Source organism: Streptomyces sp. NPDC028308 (genome assembly GCF_055565855.1).
Genome location: NZ_JBVHTO010000027.1, coordinates 1 through 14,190, shown reverse-complemented (window position 1 = coordinate 14,190; position 14,190 = coordinate 1). Strand labels below are relative to the sequence as shown.

The 14,190-nt window shown below is 72.1% G+C and carries 13 protein-coding genes; 6 read left to right on the top strand and 7 right to left on the bottom strand.

The genetic code is table 11. From position 1 onward, the window contains the following. Positions 1-777 (top strand): cytochrome c oxidase subunit I (locus ACZ4VA_RS38550; protein WP_355793883.1); only part of this gene is annotated, 777 nt, incomplete at its 5' end. After that, positions 774-1,133, top strand: a complete 360-nt coding sequence (locus tag ACZ4VA_RS38545; protein WP_355793882.1) for a hypothetical protein — start codon at positions 774-776, stop codon at positions 1,131-1,133. The genes ACZ4VA_RS38550 and ACZ4VA_RS38545, both read left to right, overlap by 4 nt. Here ACZ4VA_RS38545 and ACZ4VA_RS38540 read toward each other — a convergent pair. Beyond that, complete coding sequence (locus ACZ4VA_RS38540) at positions 1,114-2,121, bottom strand: polyprenyl synthetase family protein (RefSeq protein ID WP_468084627.1); 1,008 nt, start codon at positions 2,119-2,121, stop codon at positions 1,114-1,116. The genes ACZ4VA_RS38545 and ACZ4VA_RS38540 overlap by 20 nt on opposite strands. 147 nt (positions 2,122-2,268) lie before the next feature. After that, positions 2,269-2,937: a TetR/AcrR family transcriptional regulator gene (locus tag ACZ4VA_RS38535; RefSeq protein ID WP_356176195.1), complete on the bottom strand. Its 669-nt coding sequence runs from the start codon at positions 2,935-2,937 to the stop codon at positions 2,269-2,271. 178 nt (positions 2,938-3,115) lie between these two features. Between ACZ4VA_RS38535 and ACZ4VA_RS38530 the strand changes: the two genes are divergently transcribed. After that, entirely contained in the window at positions 3,116-4,375 is a 1,260-nt protein-coding gene (locus ACZ4VA_RS38530; protein WP_468084625.1) for a YncE family protein, read from the top strand. A 111-nt stretch (positions 4,376-4,486) separates the two neighbouring features. Here the strand turns inward: ACZ4VA_RS38530 and ACZ4VA_RS38525 are convergent, their stop codons facing one another. Then, a complete protein-coding gene (locus tag ACZ4VA_RS38525; RefSeq protein ID WP_468084623.1) occupies positions 4,487-6,469 on the bottom strand; it encodes a GTP-binding protein in 1,983 nt (660 codons plus the stop codon). Between the two features lie 350 nt (positions 6,470-6,819). Between ACZ4VA_RS38525 and ACZ4VA_RS38520 the strand changes: the two genes are divergently transcribed. Further along, positions 6,820-7,011: a hypothetical protein gene (locus tag ACZ4VA_RS38520; protein ID WP_356244623.1), complete on the top strand. Its 192-nt coding sequence runs from the start codon at positions 6,820-6,822 to the stop codon at positions 7,009-7,011. Between the two features lie 33 nt (positions 7,012-7,044). Then, positions 7,045-8,178: an XdhC family protein gene (locus ACZ4VA_RS38515; RefSeq protein WP_389392836.1), complete on the top strand. Its 1,134-nt coding sequence runs from the start codon at positions 7,045-7,047 to the stop codon at positions 8,176-8,178. A gap of 241 nt (positions 8,179-8,419) precedes the next feature. On the opposite strand, the gene ACZ4VA_RS38510 is transcribed toward ACZ4VA_RS38515, so the two are convergent. The 4 genes from ACZ4VA_RS38510 to ACZ4VA_RS38495 form a co-directional block, all read right to left on the bottom strand. Continuing rightward, on the bottom strand, positions 8,420-8,833 hold the full coding sequence (locus tag ACZ4VA_RS38510; protein ID WP_356176184.1) for an SHOCT domain-containing protein: 414 nt from the start codon (positions 8,831-8,833) through the stop codon (positions 8,420-8,422). 169 nt (positions 8,834-9,002) lie between these two features. Next, a complete protein-coding gene (locus tag ACZ4VA_RS38505; protein ID WP_356176181.1) occupies positions 9,003-9,227 on the bottom strand; it encodes a hypothetical protein in 225 nt (74 codons plus the stop codon). Between the two features lie 422 nt (positions 9,228-9,649). Further along, a complete protein-coding gene (locus ACZ4VA_RS38500) occupies positions 9,650-9,850 on the bottom strand; it encodes a hypothetical protein (RefSeq protein WP_356176178.1) in 201 nt (66 codons plus the stop codon). Positions 9,851-10,090: 240 nt separating this feature from the next. Beyond that, positions 10,091-11,239 carry a L,D-transpeptidase gene (locus tag ACZ4VA_RS38495; protein WP_356176175.1) on the bottom strand — a complete coding sequence of 383 codons (1,149 nt, stop codon included), beginning with the start codon at positions 11,237-11,239 and terminating at the stop codon, positions 10,091-10,093. Between the two features lie 616 nt (positions 11,240-11,855). On the opposite strand from ACZ4VA_RS38495, the gene ACZ4VA_RS38490 reads away from it, so the two are divergent. Further along, positions 11,856-14,099 carry a glycoside hydrolase family 9 protein gene (locus ACZ4VA_RS38490; RefSeq protein WP_468084619.1) on the top strand — a complete coding sequence of 748 codons (2,244 nt, stop codon included), beginning with the start codon at positions 11,856-11,858 and terminating at the stop codon, positions 14,097-14,099. Positions 14,100-14,190: the final 91 nt, after the last annotated feature.

Genomic DNA, 14,190 nt, shown 5'->3' with positions numbered 1-14,190 from the left:
ATGTACGTCACCGGCGGCGTACTCCTGCCGTTCTTCTCCTTCATGACGTTCCTCATCGCCGTACCGACCGGCGTGAAGTTCTTCAACTGGATCGGGACCATGTGGCAGGGGTCGTTGTCCTTCGAGACGCCGATGCTGTGGGCGACCGGCTTCCTGATCACGTTCGTCTTCGGTGGTCTGACCGGCGTCATGCTCGCCTCGCCGCCGATGGACTTCCCCGTGTCGGACACCTACTTCGTGGTGGCGCACTTCCACTACGTCATCTTCGGCACGGTCGTGTTCGCGATGTTCGCCGGATTCCATTTCTGGTGGCCCAAGTTCACCGGCAGGATGCTCGACGAGCGGCTCGGGAAAATCACCTTCTGGACCCTGTTCATCGGCTTCCACGGCACGTTCCTCGTGCAGCACTGGCTGGGCGCCGACGGAATGCAGCGCCGCATTCCCGACTATCTGGCGGTGGAAGGCCTGACGACGCTCAACACGGTGTCGAGCATCTTCTCCTTCGTCCTCGGGCTGTCGTTCCTGCCGTTCTTCTACAACGTCTGGAAGACCGCCAAGTACGGCGAGAAGATCGAGGTCGACGACCCGTGGGGCTACGGCCGTTCGCTCGAGTGGGCGACCTCCTGCCCGCCGCCGCGCCACAACTTCCTCACCGTGCCCCGGATCCGCTCCGAATCCCCGGCGTTCGACCTGCACCATCCGGAGGTCACCACGGCGGGCGTGTCCTCGGGCCCGGCGGTGGGCACAGCCGCCGGGGCACCGGTGGAGGTGCGATGACGGCCAGGGACGACCACCTGCCCGACGCGAACGTGCTGATCAGGCAGTTGGAGGGCCACCTCCTCGTCGAGGCCGCGCGGGCGGAGGGCAGGGCCGAAGCCGTCCTGTTCACCGGGTCGTTGCGATGGCTCACGGACACCCAGCGGGAGGAGGTGGAGTCACGCTTCGCCGAGCACCATCTCGCGCTCACCCGCCGCTGCTGGGAGCGCACGGCGGAACGCGGAGCTCAACTGCGTTCGGAGTACGAGGCGTTGTACCGGTCCCTGCGGCGCCGTCTCTGCGCCGGGGCGGTGCTGGGCGCCGCCCTGGTCTCGGCGGCGTCGCTCGTCCTGGCCGTCACGGCCGCCCGGCGCTGAGCCGTTCGGCGCGGCGGGGCTTCAGCCGCATCCGGGACGACTCGTCCACGAGGTGCCGCAGTACGGCCAGGTACTCCTCGTCGCCGCCCAGTGCGCGCAGCAGCCGGTACGCGTCGCCGCGGAAGGCGTCGAGGTCGTCCCGGCAGCTCCGGAGCAGCGGGGCGTCGACGAGCGCCGCGGTGACCTCTGCGCGCGCGGAGCCGGAAGTCGGGGCGGCGGCATACGACTTCAGCAGGCGGGCCCTCCCGGCGGGCGGGGCGTCCTGGAGCGCGCAGGCCAGCAGGTAGGTCACCGTGCCGTTAGCCAGGTCCTCGTCGCGGCCCGACAGGATGTCCTCCTGGTCGTTGAAGATCTGCCACAGGACGCCGAAGACGTAGCCGAATTCGCGCCACAGTTCGGTCCTTTCCGCCGGCGCCCCGGCCAGGACCGCCGCCATCGCCGTGATCATGGCGAACGGGGCGCCGGACTTCCCCCGGTAGGCGGCGACCACCCGTTCCCGGTCGGCGCAGGCGACATCCGTCCTGAGATCGCGCAACTGGCCCTCGGCGGCGCCGACGAGGCCGTTCAGGACCTCGGCCGTCAGGTCGCCGCGCACGGCCTCGGGGATCCGCGGTGACCGCAGGGCCAGGACGGGCAGCGGCAGCCCGGCGACGACGGCCGCGAGGAGCGCTTCGTTCGGGTGCAGGTCACCGACGCGGACCGCGCCCTGCGCGTCGGCCAGGTCGTCGAGGTGGCAGGCGGACGTCCACCACAGCACGTGCACGGCGGCCAGCGGGGCGGCCGGGCCGGGGACGCCGGTCTCCACGGCGTGCACGATCATCGGCAGCACCGACAGCGGATACGCCAACTCGCGGTGCCGCAGGAGTCCCGTCACCGCGCTCCTCACGGCGGGCGCCGAGGGTCCGAGTCGCCCGACGGCGGCGCGCACCTCGGCCTCTATCTCCGCGGACACCTGTCGGTGCAGGTCCACGTACGTCTTCGCTGGCACAGCCGTTCCCTTCGCTGAGGACGAAGAGGTGATTCGATCATCGGGCGGAGAGCGGAGCCAGAGCGCGTTCCGGCCACGTCCCCGCGCGGCCGGACCGGTGGACGGAGCGGGTGAACGGCACCGCGCGGCACCCCGCGACGGGGGGCCTCAGGAGTGGTGACCGTCCGGGGACCAGCCCACGGGGCGCAGGACGGCGAGCAGTTGGCGGACGAGTTCCTCGACGACCTGGTCCAGGGTGGCCTCGACCCGGCCCGCGCTCCAGTCGTGGAGCAGTCCGTTCACGCCACCGATGAACGCGGTCGCGGCTATCCGGTAGTCGCGGGGAGCCGCCTCGCCGCGTGCCACCGCCGCGTCCGCCTCCGCGCAGATGAAGTCCACCCAGCGGGCCCGGCGGTCGAGCCGCTGCTCCTCCAGCGCCGGGCTGACCCCGATGATCTCGACGAACGTGATGCGGATCCGGCGTGGATCGGCGGTGACGTCGGCCGCGTAGGCCCCGAAGACCGCGGCGACACGCTCGGCGAGCGGCAGGTCTCGGGCCTCGGCGAGCGCCGCGAGGGCCGCCGCCTCTGCCCAGTCGTTGACCTGGAGGTGCAGCGCGGCCAGCACGTCCTCCAGCGTGCGGAACTCCTCGTAGAACTGGCGCGTGGACAGGCCCGCCGCCTCGCTGAGCGCCGCGACGGTGGCCGCCCGGAAGCCGGGCCGGTCGCCGAACACCTGGAGACCGGCCTCCAGGAAGCGCCGCCGCCGCTCGGCCTGCCGCTCCTCGGCGGACCGGCCGCCGTACCGTCCGGTCGGCTGTCTCAGCCTGCCCGCCACCCCTGCCTCCCTCGCCGCCGGCCGGTCCGGCCCGCCGTCGATTTTGTCGTGCACGGAGTCTTGTGGAGAGGGCGCCTCGCTCCTTACTTTCCAGTAAGTCAACTCTGAACGCGGGCGTGTTCAGATTCCCTTGTCATGCCCTTGCCACTTTCACCCCCCGCCTACGACAAGGACCGCCATGTCTACCCCTCGCTCAAGGCACCTGTGCACCCTGGCCACCGCGCTGACCCTCGCCCTGTGCGGCACCACGACCGCCGCCACGGCCGCCTCCCCCGCGGCCCCCTCCGCCGGACCGCGCGAGGTGATGTTCGTGGGGAACAACTGGGACGGCACCGCCGACGTCATCGAGTCCACCGGGGACCTGGCGAGAATCGGCCGGATCGACGTCGTACCGGACAAGGCGGCGCGCCTGGCGGAGATCAACGCCGATCCGATCAAGTGGGCGTTCTTCCTCGGCATCCGCAACGGCGTCGGGGAGGGCCACGACCAGCTCGTGGACGACATGTACGCCACGCCCGACGGGACGTCGATGGTCGTCTCCCGCCCGAGCTTCGCCGACGTGGTCTCGATCGACCTCGCCACCGGCCGGATCAACTGGCGCTTCAAAGTCTCCGGTTACCGGGCGGACCACATGGCCGTCTCCCCCGACGGCACCCGTGTCGCGGTCTCGGCCTCGACCGCGAACACCGTGCACGTCCTGGACATCGTCAGCGGCCGGCAGATCGGTTCCTTCGCCACCGGCGACAAGCCGCACGAGAACGTCTTCTCGCGCGACGGCCGGTACATCTGGAACATGTCCATCGGAGACGTCAACACCGCCCTGGACGAACCGTGGCTGGACTGGACGAAGGGCGACCGCCGCATCACCGTCGTGGACACGAGCACCTTCAAGCAGGTCAAGGTGATCGACATGCGGCAGCGGCTCGACGCGATCGGCCTCAAGGACTATTCGGACGCCGTCCGGCCCGCCGTCTTCAGCCCCGACGAGTCGAAGCTGTACTTCCAGGTGTCGTTCTTCAACGGCTTCCTGGAGTACGACGTCGCGAGCGACCGGATCACCCGTGTGAAGACCCTCCCGAAGAACCCGGCCACCACCACCGACCGCACGAAATGGGTCAACGACTCCCGTCACCACGGCATGTCGATCAGCCCCGACGGCACCAAGCTGTGCGTCGCCGGAACGATGGACGACTACGCCACCGTCGTCGACCGGGAGACCCTCCAGGAGGGGCCGCTCGTCACCGCCTCCAAGCCGTACTGGGCGACCGTCAGCGGCGACGGGCGGTCCTGCGTCGTCTCCGAGAGCGGCGCCGACCGGGTCACCGCGATCGACTTCGCCACCGGCCGCAAGACGGCGTCCGTGGAGGTCGGCGACCACCCGCAGCGCGTACGGCTGGCCCGGGTGCCGGCCGGCTGGACCGGCCCCTCGGCCGGCTGACCTTCGCCGCCGCCCTGGCCACGAGCTCCGGACGGGCCGCGCCGGCAGAACCGCGGACGGCACCATGGCGTCGTCCGCGGCCGGCCCCGCCATCCGGCGCCGCCCTCCCGCTCAACTTCCCACCCTTCGCGTCACCTTGAGCAGATATCCCTTGCGGTCCAGCGGGTTGTGGTCCGTGCGTGGGCGCTCCGGGACGGCCCCCCGCGCGACGGGTGCGTAGTGATCGAACACGGCGTCCAGTTCGGCCTCGCCTCGGGACAACCCCGGTAGCAGCAGACCGAGTTCGTGGACCGCCGCCGCCGGGATCCGGCCCTCCAGCACACTCGTCGCACCGCGCGTCCCGGTCGTCTCGGGAACGGCCCGCAGCTTCGCCAGCACGGGCAGGACGGCCGTGAGCGTGTCGGCCGGTGTCTCCAGGCGGAAGCGGTGCATCGGCTCGTGCACCCGGGAGCCCGCCCGCCGCAGGGCGCTCATCAGGACCAGCGGGGTCAGCCCGCGGAAGTCCGCGCCCGTGCTCGACATGCTCTTGTCGAAGCGCTGGTGCGCGTGGCTCTGGCGCGGCGAGTAGCCGGAGTGCGTCATGGTCACCGTGCAGTCGGTGACCTCCCAGCCGTGCACCCCCTGGCGCAGCGTGTCCCGCACGGTGTCCTCGACCGCCTTGAAGAAGGCGTACGGCATCGACCCGAGCTCCACCGCGAGCCGGAACCGCACACCGCTCCCCGCCGGGGCCGGGTCGACCCGCAGCCCGACGGTGGCGAGGAACGGGTTGGGCTCCCTGCCGTTGAACTCGACCGCCGCGCCGCTGCCGACGGGACGCTCGACGCAGATGGTCGTCGTCTCCCGGAAGGTGACGTCGAGTCCGAACTCGTCCGCGAGGGTCGCCTGGACGACCTCCTTCTGCACCTCCCCGTACAGCGACACGGAGATCTCCTGCCGCAACTCGTCGGTGCGCAGCGCGATCAGCGGGTCCTGTTCGGCGAGCTGGGTGAGCGCCACGTGCAGCACGCCCCTGTCGCCGGGCCGGCGGGGGACGACGACCGTCTCCAGGGTGGGCGGCGCGAAGTGACGCTCCGCGCCCCGCCCCGACGGCCGGCCGAGGGTGTCCCCGACGCGGATGTCCGCCAGCCCCCGGAGTCTGCCGATCCGTCCGGCCGCGACACTCGTGCCGTCGACCGCCGTTCCGTTCTCGAACACGCTGATCCCCGTGACCTTGCCCTCCCGGCCGTCCCCGTAGGCGATCCGGTCGCGCGTCCGCAGGGTTCCGGAGAACATCCGGGCGTAGGCGATCTTCTCCCCCGCCGGACCCCGCTCGACCTTGAAGACGGTCCCTTCGACCTCCCCGTCGGTCCGGCCCCCGGCGGCGGGCAGCAGCTCCCTGATCCCGGCGACCAGCTCCGGGACCCCCGCTCCCGTGATGGCGGACCCGAAGTACACCGGATGCACCCGGGCCCGCCCGGTCTGGCGCACGAGGGAGGCACGCAGCCGGTCGTCGGTGACGCCTCCGTCGACGTACTCGGCGAGCAGCGCGTCGTCGTGCCCGGCGAGCACGTCGAGCAGTGGCGCCCGCAGCCGCGCCGGAGTGAAGGGCACGAAGCCGACGTCCGGGGTGCCCGGGGCACGGACCTCGCCCATGGGGACGATGGCCGGGGTGAGCCTCGCGGCCACGCTCTCCAGCAGCGGCGCGTACCGGGCGCCGGACCGGTCGGTCTTGTTCACGAACACGAGGGTCGGGATCCGCAGCCGCTGCAGGGTCCGCATCAGCACGCGCGTCTGCGCCTGGACCCCCTCCACGGCCGAGACCACCAGGACCGCCCCGTCGAGCACGCTGAGCACGCGCTCCACCTCGGCGATGAAGTCCGGGTGGCCGGGGGTGTCGATCAGGTCGACGGTGAGGTCGCCGAGCGCGAACGACACGACGGCGGACTTGATCGTGATGCCGCGCTGCCGCTCCAGCGCGAGGGTGTCGGTGCGGGTGCTGCCGTCGTCGACACTGCCGAGCTCGTCGATGACCCCGACGGTGTGCAGGAGCCGCTCCGTCAGGCTCGTCTTACCGGCGTCTACGTGCGCGAGGATTCCCAGATTCAGGGTGGGCACAGGGCGTCATGTCCTTTGAAGAGGTGATCGTTCGTTCGGCGGTGGACATGGACGCTGCGCGCATCGGTGCTCCTCGTTCGGGGACAGCTCGTCCCCCTCAGTGCAGCAGGCGCTGGTGGCCGGGGGCAACGGGATTTGGCGCGGAGGAGATCGTTCGGGGCGCGGGTGATCCGTGGTGCCGTGGGTACCCGCAGCGTCGCCCGTGCGTGACGGGCGACGCCGACGGCCCCGCGGAAGGGGCGCGGCGCCACGGTCGCCGCAGCGGTTCGGTGTCCCCGGCACGCCTGGCGGACCCATCAGGACACCGGTGTGCGCCCGAACGGCGCCCCGGTCGACCCGGAAGGCTGATCATGAACGAGCGCACCCCGTCCCAGGCCGAGGGCGAGCCGGACACCGGCACGGACACCCCGGGCACCGGTTCCTCCGGGGCCACCCACGACACCGGGCACACGGACCCCGGCCTCCCCACCCCCTCGCAGGCCGAGGGCGAGCGCGACGACGACGAGACGGCCGAGACCGCCGACGAGTCCGGTACCTCTTGAGCGGGGCCCAAGGGGCATCGGCGGGAGCGGGCGATGCGTGAGATCCTCCCGGCGCTGAGCCGCTGGTACGCGCAAGGGTCGCCCTTCGGCCTGGCCACCGTCGTCGCCGTCAGCCGCAGCGCGCCGCGCGATCCGGGGGCCGCCATGGCGGTGGGCCCCGGCGACGAGGTCGTGGGCAGCGTGTCCGGCGGCTGTGTGGAGGGGGCGGTCTTCGAGCTGGCGCGCGAGGTGCTGGAGAGCGGCGAGGCGCGGCTGGAGACGTTCGGGTTCAGCGACGAGGACGCCTTCGCCGTGGGGCTGACCTGCGGCGGGGAGATCACGGTGCTGGTGCGCCGCGTCTCACCCGGCGACGACCCCGCCTTCGGGCTCCTCGCCCGGTCCGTGGCGGCGGGCCGGCCGGTGACGCTCGCGACGGTGACCGACGGGCCCGCCCGGCGCGGGGCCTCCCTCGCCGTGTGGCCGGCCGGGGAGCCGGCGCCCGACGACGGCGTCCACGGCACGCTGGGCACGAGCGGACTGGACGTCGCCGTGAGCGCCGACGCACAGGGCGAACTGGCCCAGGGCGCCTCGGAGCTGCGCCACTACGGGCCGCACGGCGAGCGCCGTGAGGACACCGTCGCCGTCTTCCTGCACTCCTTCGCGCCACCGCCGCGCATGCTGGTCTTCGGCGCCATCGACTACGCGGCCGCCGTCGCCCGCATCGGCGACTTCCTCGGCTACCGCGTCACGGTGTGCGACGCCCGGCCTGTCTTCGCCACCCCTCAGCGCTTCCCCGCGGCCGTCGAGGTCGTCGCCGAATGGCCGCACGTGTACCTCGCGGGCACGACGACGGACGAGCGCACGGTGATCTGCGTCCTCACGCACGACCCGAAGTTCGACGTCCCGCTGCTGGAGGAGGCATTGCGCCGTCCGGCCGCGTACATCGGGGCGATGGGCAGCCGGCGTACCCACGAGGACCGGACGGCGCGTCTGCGTGAGGCCGGCCTGAGCGCGGGCGAGCTGGCCCGGCTGCGGTCGCCCCTCGGGCTGGACCTCGGAGCCCGTACTCCGGACGAGGTGGCCGTGTCGGTCGCCGCGGAGATCGTCGCGCTGCGGTGGGGCGGCAGCGGTGCGCCGCTGACGGCGACGGCGGGCGCGATCCACCCGCCCGGCACGGTGTCGCGCTGAGCGGCCGGCCGCGGCCCCGGCCGAGGAACGGCCACTTGTGCACCGACGCCGGCGGCATGCACACGAGCCGGGTCGCCGTCCCCTCCCGGGGACCTGGGCGCCGGATGACCGTCACCCGGCCCAAGACATACGCGTCCGGGTCCCCGTCGGTGACGGGGACCCGGACGCGCGGGTGAGGACGGTCGGCTCCTGGAGCGCCGTAGGAGACCCGTGGGTCGGCCAGGCGCCCTGGGGAGCATCCCTAGGTCAGCAGCTTCGTCTTCGCCCGCTGGAACTCCTCGTCCGTCAGCGCGCCCTTGTCCCGGAGCGCCGCCAGCCTGGCGAGTTCGTCGACCTTGCCGCCGCCACCGGAGTCGGCGCCGGTGCCGCCTTCCGCCGCGGCCTCTCGGACGTACGCCTTGAAGGCCGCCTCCCGCTCCTCGGCCTGCGTGACGTCCCGCTTGCTCATCGACTTTCCCCGGGCGATCACGTAGATCAGGACGCCCAGGTAGGGCACCAGCAGTGTCAGGACCAGCCAGCCGGCCTTGCCCCAGCCGCTGAGGTCGTGGCTGCGGAAGATGTCCGAGATGACCTTGAACAGCAGGAACAGCCACATGATCCAGAGGAAGAACCAGAGCATGGTCCAGAACAGGTTGAGGAGGGGGTAGTCGTCCATCGTCGCTCCCGCCGATCTCCGGGCCGCCGACCCGAATGGCCGGGCGCCATTCCTTGGTATCACCACAAATCGGGCGCCGCTCGTTGTGGCCGGTTCCGGGGACCCTTGGCCGGTTCGCCTCGCGGCCGCCGTGACGCAGGTCGCGGGACCGTGCCCGAGCGGCGGCCGCTCAGGCGGTGCCCCACTCGTGCGGAGGCCCGCCGCGCCACTCCACACGGCCCGGGTCGTCGAGGATCTCGTCCGGGTCGAGCAGACCGGCGGCCTCCAGGAACACGATCAGGTCGTGGTCGGAGTGGGCCAGTCCGAGATCCACGTCCCGGCCGCCCCGGCGCACGCTCACCCGCCTGCCACCGCTGGACGAGGGCCGGTGCACGACGATCAGAGAGTCTGCCACGGGATCAAGAGTGCCCCGGCGACGAGACCGGCGCAGCCCGGCGGTCCCGGCCCGCCGTTCCGCGGGCCGGACGATCGGACGGCCTGCGGCGGTCCGGTGGACGGGACTGCGGATTGGTGACGCGCCCGCCTGGCCGGCCAGCGGGCAGTGTCCGGCGAACGGACGGAGCGGGCCGGTGCACGGTCCCCGTCTGCCGCTGGGCCGGACGGTCGGACGGAGGACCGGAGTGGCCAGGGGGGTGGGCCGGACAGCCGGGCGGAGGGCCGGAGTGGCCGGGGGGGCGGCCAGAGTGCCGGGCGGTGGGCCGGTGGGACGGGCGGCCGGGCGGGGCTGCCGGTTTCGGTCAGCTCGGTCGCCGGGCCGGCCGGCTCGGGCCGGTGGTCGCGCCCCGGGCGGCCGTGGCCGCCCGGGGCGCGTCGCGGTCAGCGACCGCGGACCGCTCCGCGCTGCTTGTTCGCGGGACGCGAGGGAGGCGGGAAGGACGCCTCTTCCTCCTCGTCCAGCGGCGGCAGGTCGACGGTGTAGCACGGCTGGAGGAACAGACCGTGGTGCTGCGGCGCAGCCGGCGTTCCTGCCGGGTTCTCCACGGGCTGGGCGGAGTCGTGCTGAGGCGAGGCGGGCATCCAAGACCATCCGGAGTTGAGGGTCGCACGGATCGGAGACGGAACTGTCGAACGATGCCGTTCGGTATCTGTCCGTCTCGCGTGCGGCTGCCCATTAGATCCTATCGGCGGCGGCAGGACGACAGGGCGCGGTGCGCGAACCGGCACGGACGGGAGCGCGCACCCTCCGCGGACGCGCCCCGGACACCGGTTCAGGTGCCCGGAACAGGGTCGTCGCTCGCCTCGCATGGCGCCGGGACGTCACCGCAGGGCGCTGCCCGCCCGCCACTTGGCCCAGTCCACGTTCCAGTCCCCGTAGCCGTTGTTGGCCGGCACGGTGCCCTTGGAGTTGAGGACGGTGACCGGGTCGCCGTAGTCGACGTGCTCGAAGAACCACTTGGCGTCCCCGGTGCTCATGCCGATGCAGCCGTGACTGCCGTTGACCCGCCCGAACTTGCCCTCGTTCCACGGCGCCGCGTGGGCGTAGGTGCCCGAAATCGTCAGCTGCACGTCCCACTTGACCTTGCCGAGGTCGTACGCCTCGCGGCCGAATATGCCGACGGTGGACGAGTCCATCCGGATGGAGGGGACCTTGCTCAGCACCACCATCGTGCCGTCCCAGGTCTCGAACCCCTTCTTGCCGGTGGACACGGGCAGGGTCCGCAGTTTCCTGCCGTTCTCGGTGACGGTCATCGTCTTCTTCGCCACGTCGACGGTGCTGACGACGGACTTCCCGACGGTGAAACCGATCTTCCGGGTCTGGGTGCCGTAGAGCCCGCCGCCGGCGGCGACTCCGTCGAGGTTCATGCGCAGGGTCACCCGGGTGTCCGGCTTCCAGTACTCCCGGGGGCGGTAGTCGATCCGGTCCTTGCCGTTGCGGTCCTTCATCCAACTCCACGCGCCCTCGACGGCGGGGGACGACGTGACCCGGAGACGGCGTTCGACGGCCGCCTTGTCGCTGATGGGCTTGTTGAAGACGATCGACACCGGCAGGGCGGTACCGACGGTCGAACCCTTCTCGACGTTGTACTCGCCGACGAAGGTGCGCGACTTCGGGGGCTCGGCGGTGGTGAAGGTGCGGCGTTCGGTGATCTTCCGGCCGTCGGACGCCGTGGCCCTGGCCTCCACGGTGTAGGTCACGCCGGGGGCCAGCTCGGCGCCCGAGGTCCAGGAGTCCCTGTCCCCGGAGTACGTGCCCTTGAGGGCGCCCGGACCGGGGGCGGTCACCTTCACGGACGTGAGCTTCCCGCTGCCCGCGCGTATCCGCACCTTCTTGTCCACCGGCACGGACGAGGCGTCGGCGGCGGGGGCGACGCGTATCCGGTGCGACTCTGCGCTCCGCTTGCCGTCGCCGTCGTCCGACGACCCGCTGCAGGCCGCGAGGGCGAGGGACCCGGTCACCGCCAGCACGGCGATACTCGTGGTCGTTCGGTGCCCGGGAGACCTCCCGGCGGGCCGTCGCTGTCCGCGTACTTGGTCCATGACCCCCTCCAACGGCGATACCGGCGGCAGACTCGTGGCCGAACCGCCTCCCGGACGGTCTCGGCTCGCCCACCGCCTACCCCTCGAACGGCCTTTCACAGCTACGGGACCGTCCACGGCGCCTCCCCGCCACAGAACGTCCGGAACCGGCGCACCCTCGTGCGGTGTCGCGGACGCCGGGCCGACCGGTCCGTAAGCACGGGCCGCGATCGGAATCTGACGGACCGTCTGATCGCTGTCGCACTCGGCCTGTTGCTGCATCCAAGGCGCCCGGGACTTCGACCGCGCTCCGCCGTCGTCGGTGCTTGCGAAGAGGCCCGTGCCGCTGTCACGGAACGGGCTCACCGGCCCCCGGGACGGGGAACTGACGTCACCCGTCTTGTCCCGCACTCCCCCGCGCCCCTACAGTCCCTCGCAGCGGCGATTGGGAGCGCTCCCACGCCCGTTCGGCCCGACACGGGCGTCCGCGGGCCCGGCCTGGCCCCGAAGGTCCGGCCGCGGGCGTCGGCATCCCGCACCTCCCACTCCACCAAGGAGCCCGGACGTGAAACGACGCAGAACCACGCTCCTCACCACGGCGGCACTCGTCGCGGCGGCGCTCGTCACCGTGCCCGCCGGACCGGCGGCGGCCGACGAGGTCGAGCAGGTGAAGAACGGCACCTTCGACGACTCCAGCGCTCCGTGGTGGACCACGAGCAACGTCACGGCCGAGCTGTCCGCGGGGCAGTTGTGCGCGGACGTGCCCGGCGGCACCGCCAACCGCTGGGACGCGGCGGTCGGACAGAACGACATCACGCTCGTGAAGGGCGAGTCGTACCGGTTCAGCTTCACCGCGTCGGGCGTGCCCGAGGGCCACGCCCCGCGGGCCCTGGTGGGCCTGGCCGTCGAGCCGTACGACACGTACTTCGAGGCGAGTCCGGCGGTGAGCGTCAGCGGTGACACGTACACCTACACGTTCACCTCGCCGGTCGACACCGCCCAGGGGCAGGTGGGCTTCCAGCTCGGGGGCGGCGCCGACCCGTGGCGGTTCTGCATGGACGACGTGTCGCTGCTCGGCGGGGTGCCGCCCGAGGTCTACGAGCCCGACACCGGGCCGCGGGTGCGGGTCAACCAGGTCGCGTACCTGCCCGCGGGCCCGAAGAACGCCACGCTGGTCACCGACTCCACCGAGCCGATGCCCTGGCAGCTGAGGAACGCCGACGGCAGGACGGTGGCCCGGGGCCGGAGCGTGCCGCGCGGCACCGACGTGTCCTCCGGCCAGAACGTCCAGTCGATCGACTTCGGCGCCTACCGCAAGCGCGGCGAGGGCTTCACCCTCGTCGCCGACGGGCAGACCAGCCGCCCCTTCGACATCGGCACGGCCGCCTACGAGAGCCTGCGGGCCGACGCGTTGAAGTACTACTACACCCAGCGCAGCGGCATCGAGATCCTCGGCTCGCTGCGCCCCGGGTACGCGCGTCCGGCCGGGCACGTCGACGTGGCGCCGAACCAGGGCGACGGGAACGTGCCCTGCCAGCCCGGGCTCTGCGACTACACGCTCGACGTCACCGGCGGCTGGTACGACGCGGGCGACCACGGCAAGTACGTCATCAACGGCGGCATCGCCACGTGGGAACTGCTGAGCACGTACGAACGCTCCCTGACGGCCCGGACGGGCAGCCCCGGCAGACTCGGTGACGGCACGCTGGACATCCCGGAGAGCGGCAACAAGGTGCCGGACATCCTCGACGAGGCGCGCTGGGAGCTGGAGTTCCTGCTGAAGATGCAGGTCCCCGCCGGCCGGCCGCTCGCGGGCATGGCGCACAGCAAGATCCACGACGAGCAGTGGACCGGGCTGCCGCTGCTGCCGAGCCAGGACCCACAGAAGCGCGAGCTGCACCGGCCCACCACCCAGGCCACGCTGAACCTCGCCGCCACGGCCGCGCAGGCCGCCCGCCTGTACCGGCCCTACGACCGGGCCTTCGCGGCCGAGGCGCTCAAGGCCGCGAGGACCGCCTGGGAGGCCGCGCTCGCCCACCCCGACACCTACCCCTCGGAGACCGACGGGACGGGCGGCGGCGCGTACTACGACTCCGACGCGCAAGACGAGTTCTACTGGGCGGCCGCCGAGCTGTATCTCACCACCGGGGACAAGGAGTTCGCGGACCACGTCCTCGGCTCACCGCTGCACACGGCCGACGTCTTCGGGCCCACCGGATTCGACTGGTCCAGGACGGCGGCACCCGCCCGGCTCGACCTCGCGACCGTCGCGAACCGGCTGCCGGGCCGCGACAAGGTCAGGCGCTCCGTCGTCGAGGCGGCCGACGCCTACCTCGCCACGCTCGAAGCCCAGCCGTACGGCATGCCGTACGCCCCCGCCGGCAACGCCTACGACTGGGGCTCCAGCAGCCAGGTGCTGAACAACGCGGTCGTCGTCGCCACGGCGTACGACCTCACCGGGCGGAGCCGGTACCGCGACGGCGCGGTGCAGAGCATGGACTACATCCTCGGCCGCAACGCGCTGAACCAGTCGTACGTGACGGGCTACGGCGAGGTCGCCGCACACAACCAGCACAGCCGCTGGTACGCGCACGAACTCGACCCGAACCTGCCCGGCCCGCCGAAGGGGACCCTCGCCGGCGGCCCCAACTCCAGCATTCAGGACCCCTACGCGCAGAGCAAACTCACCGGCTGCGTGGGCCAGTTCTGCTACATCGACGACATCCAGTCCTGGTCGACGAACGAGACGGCCGTGAACTGGAACGCGGCGCTGGCCTGGATGGCGTCCTTCGTGGCGGACCAGGGCTAGGGCCTGTCGTTTGGATCAGGTCGGCCGTGACGGACGGTTCGTCCCGGCCGACCCGAGCGGGGTCTGGTGCGTGCAGCTGCAAGGCGGAGGA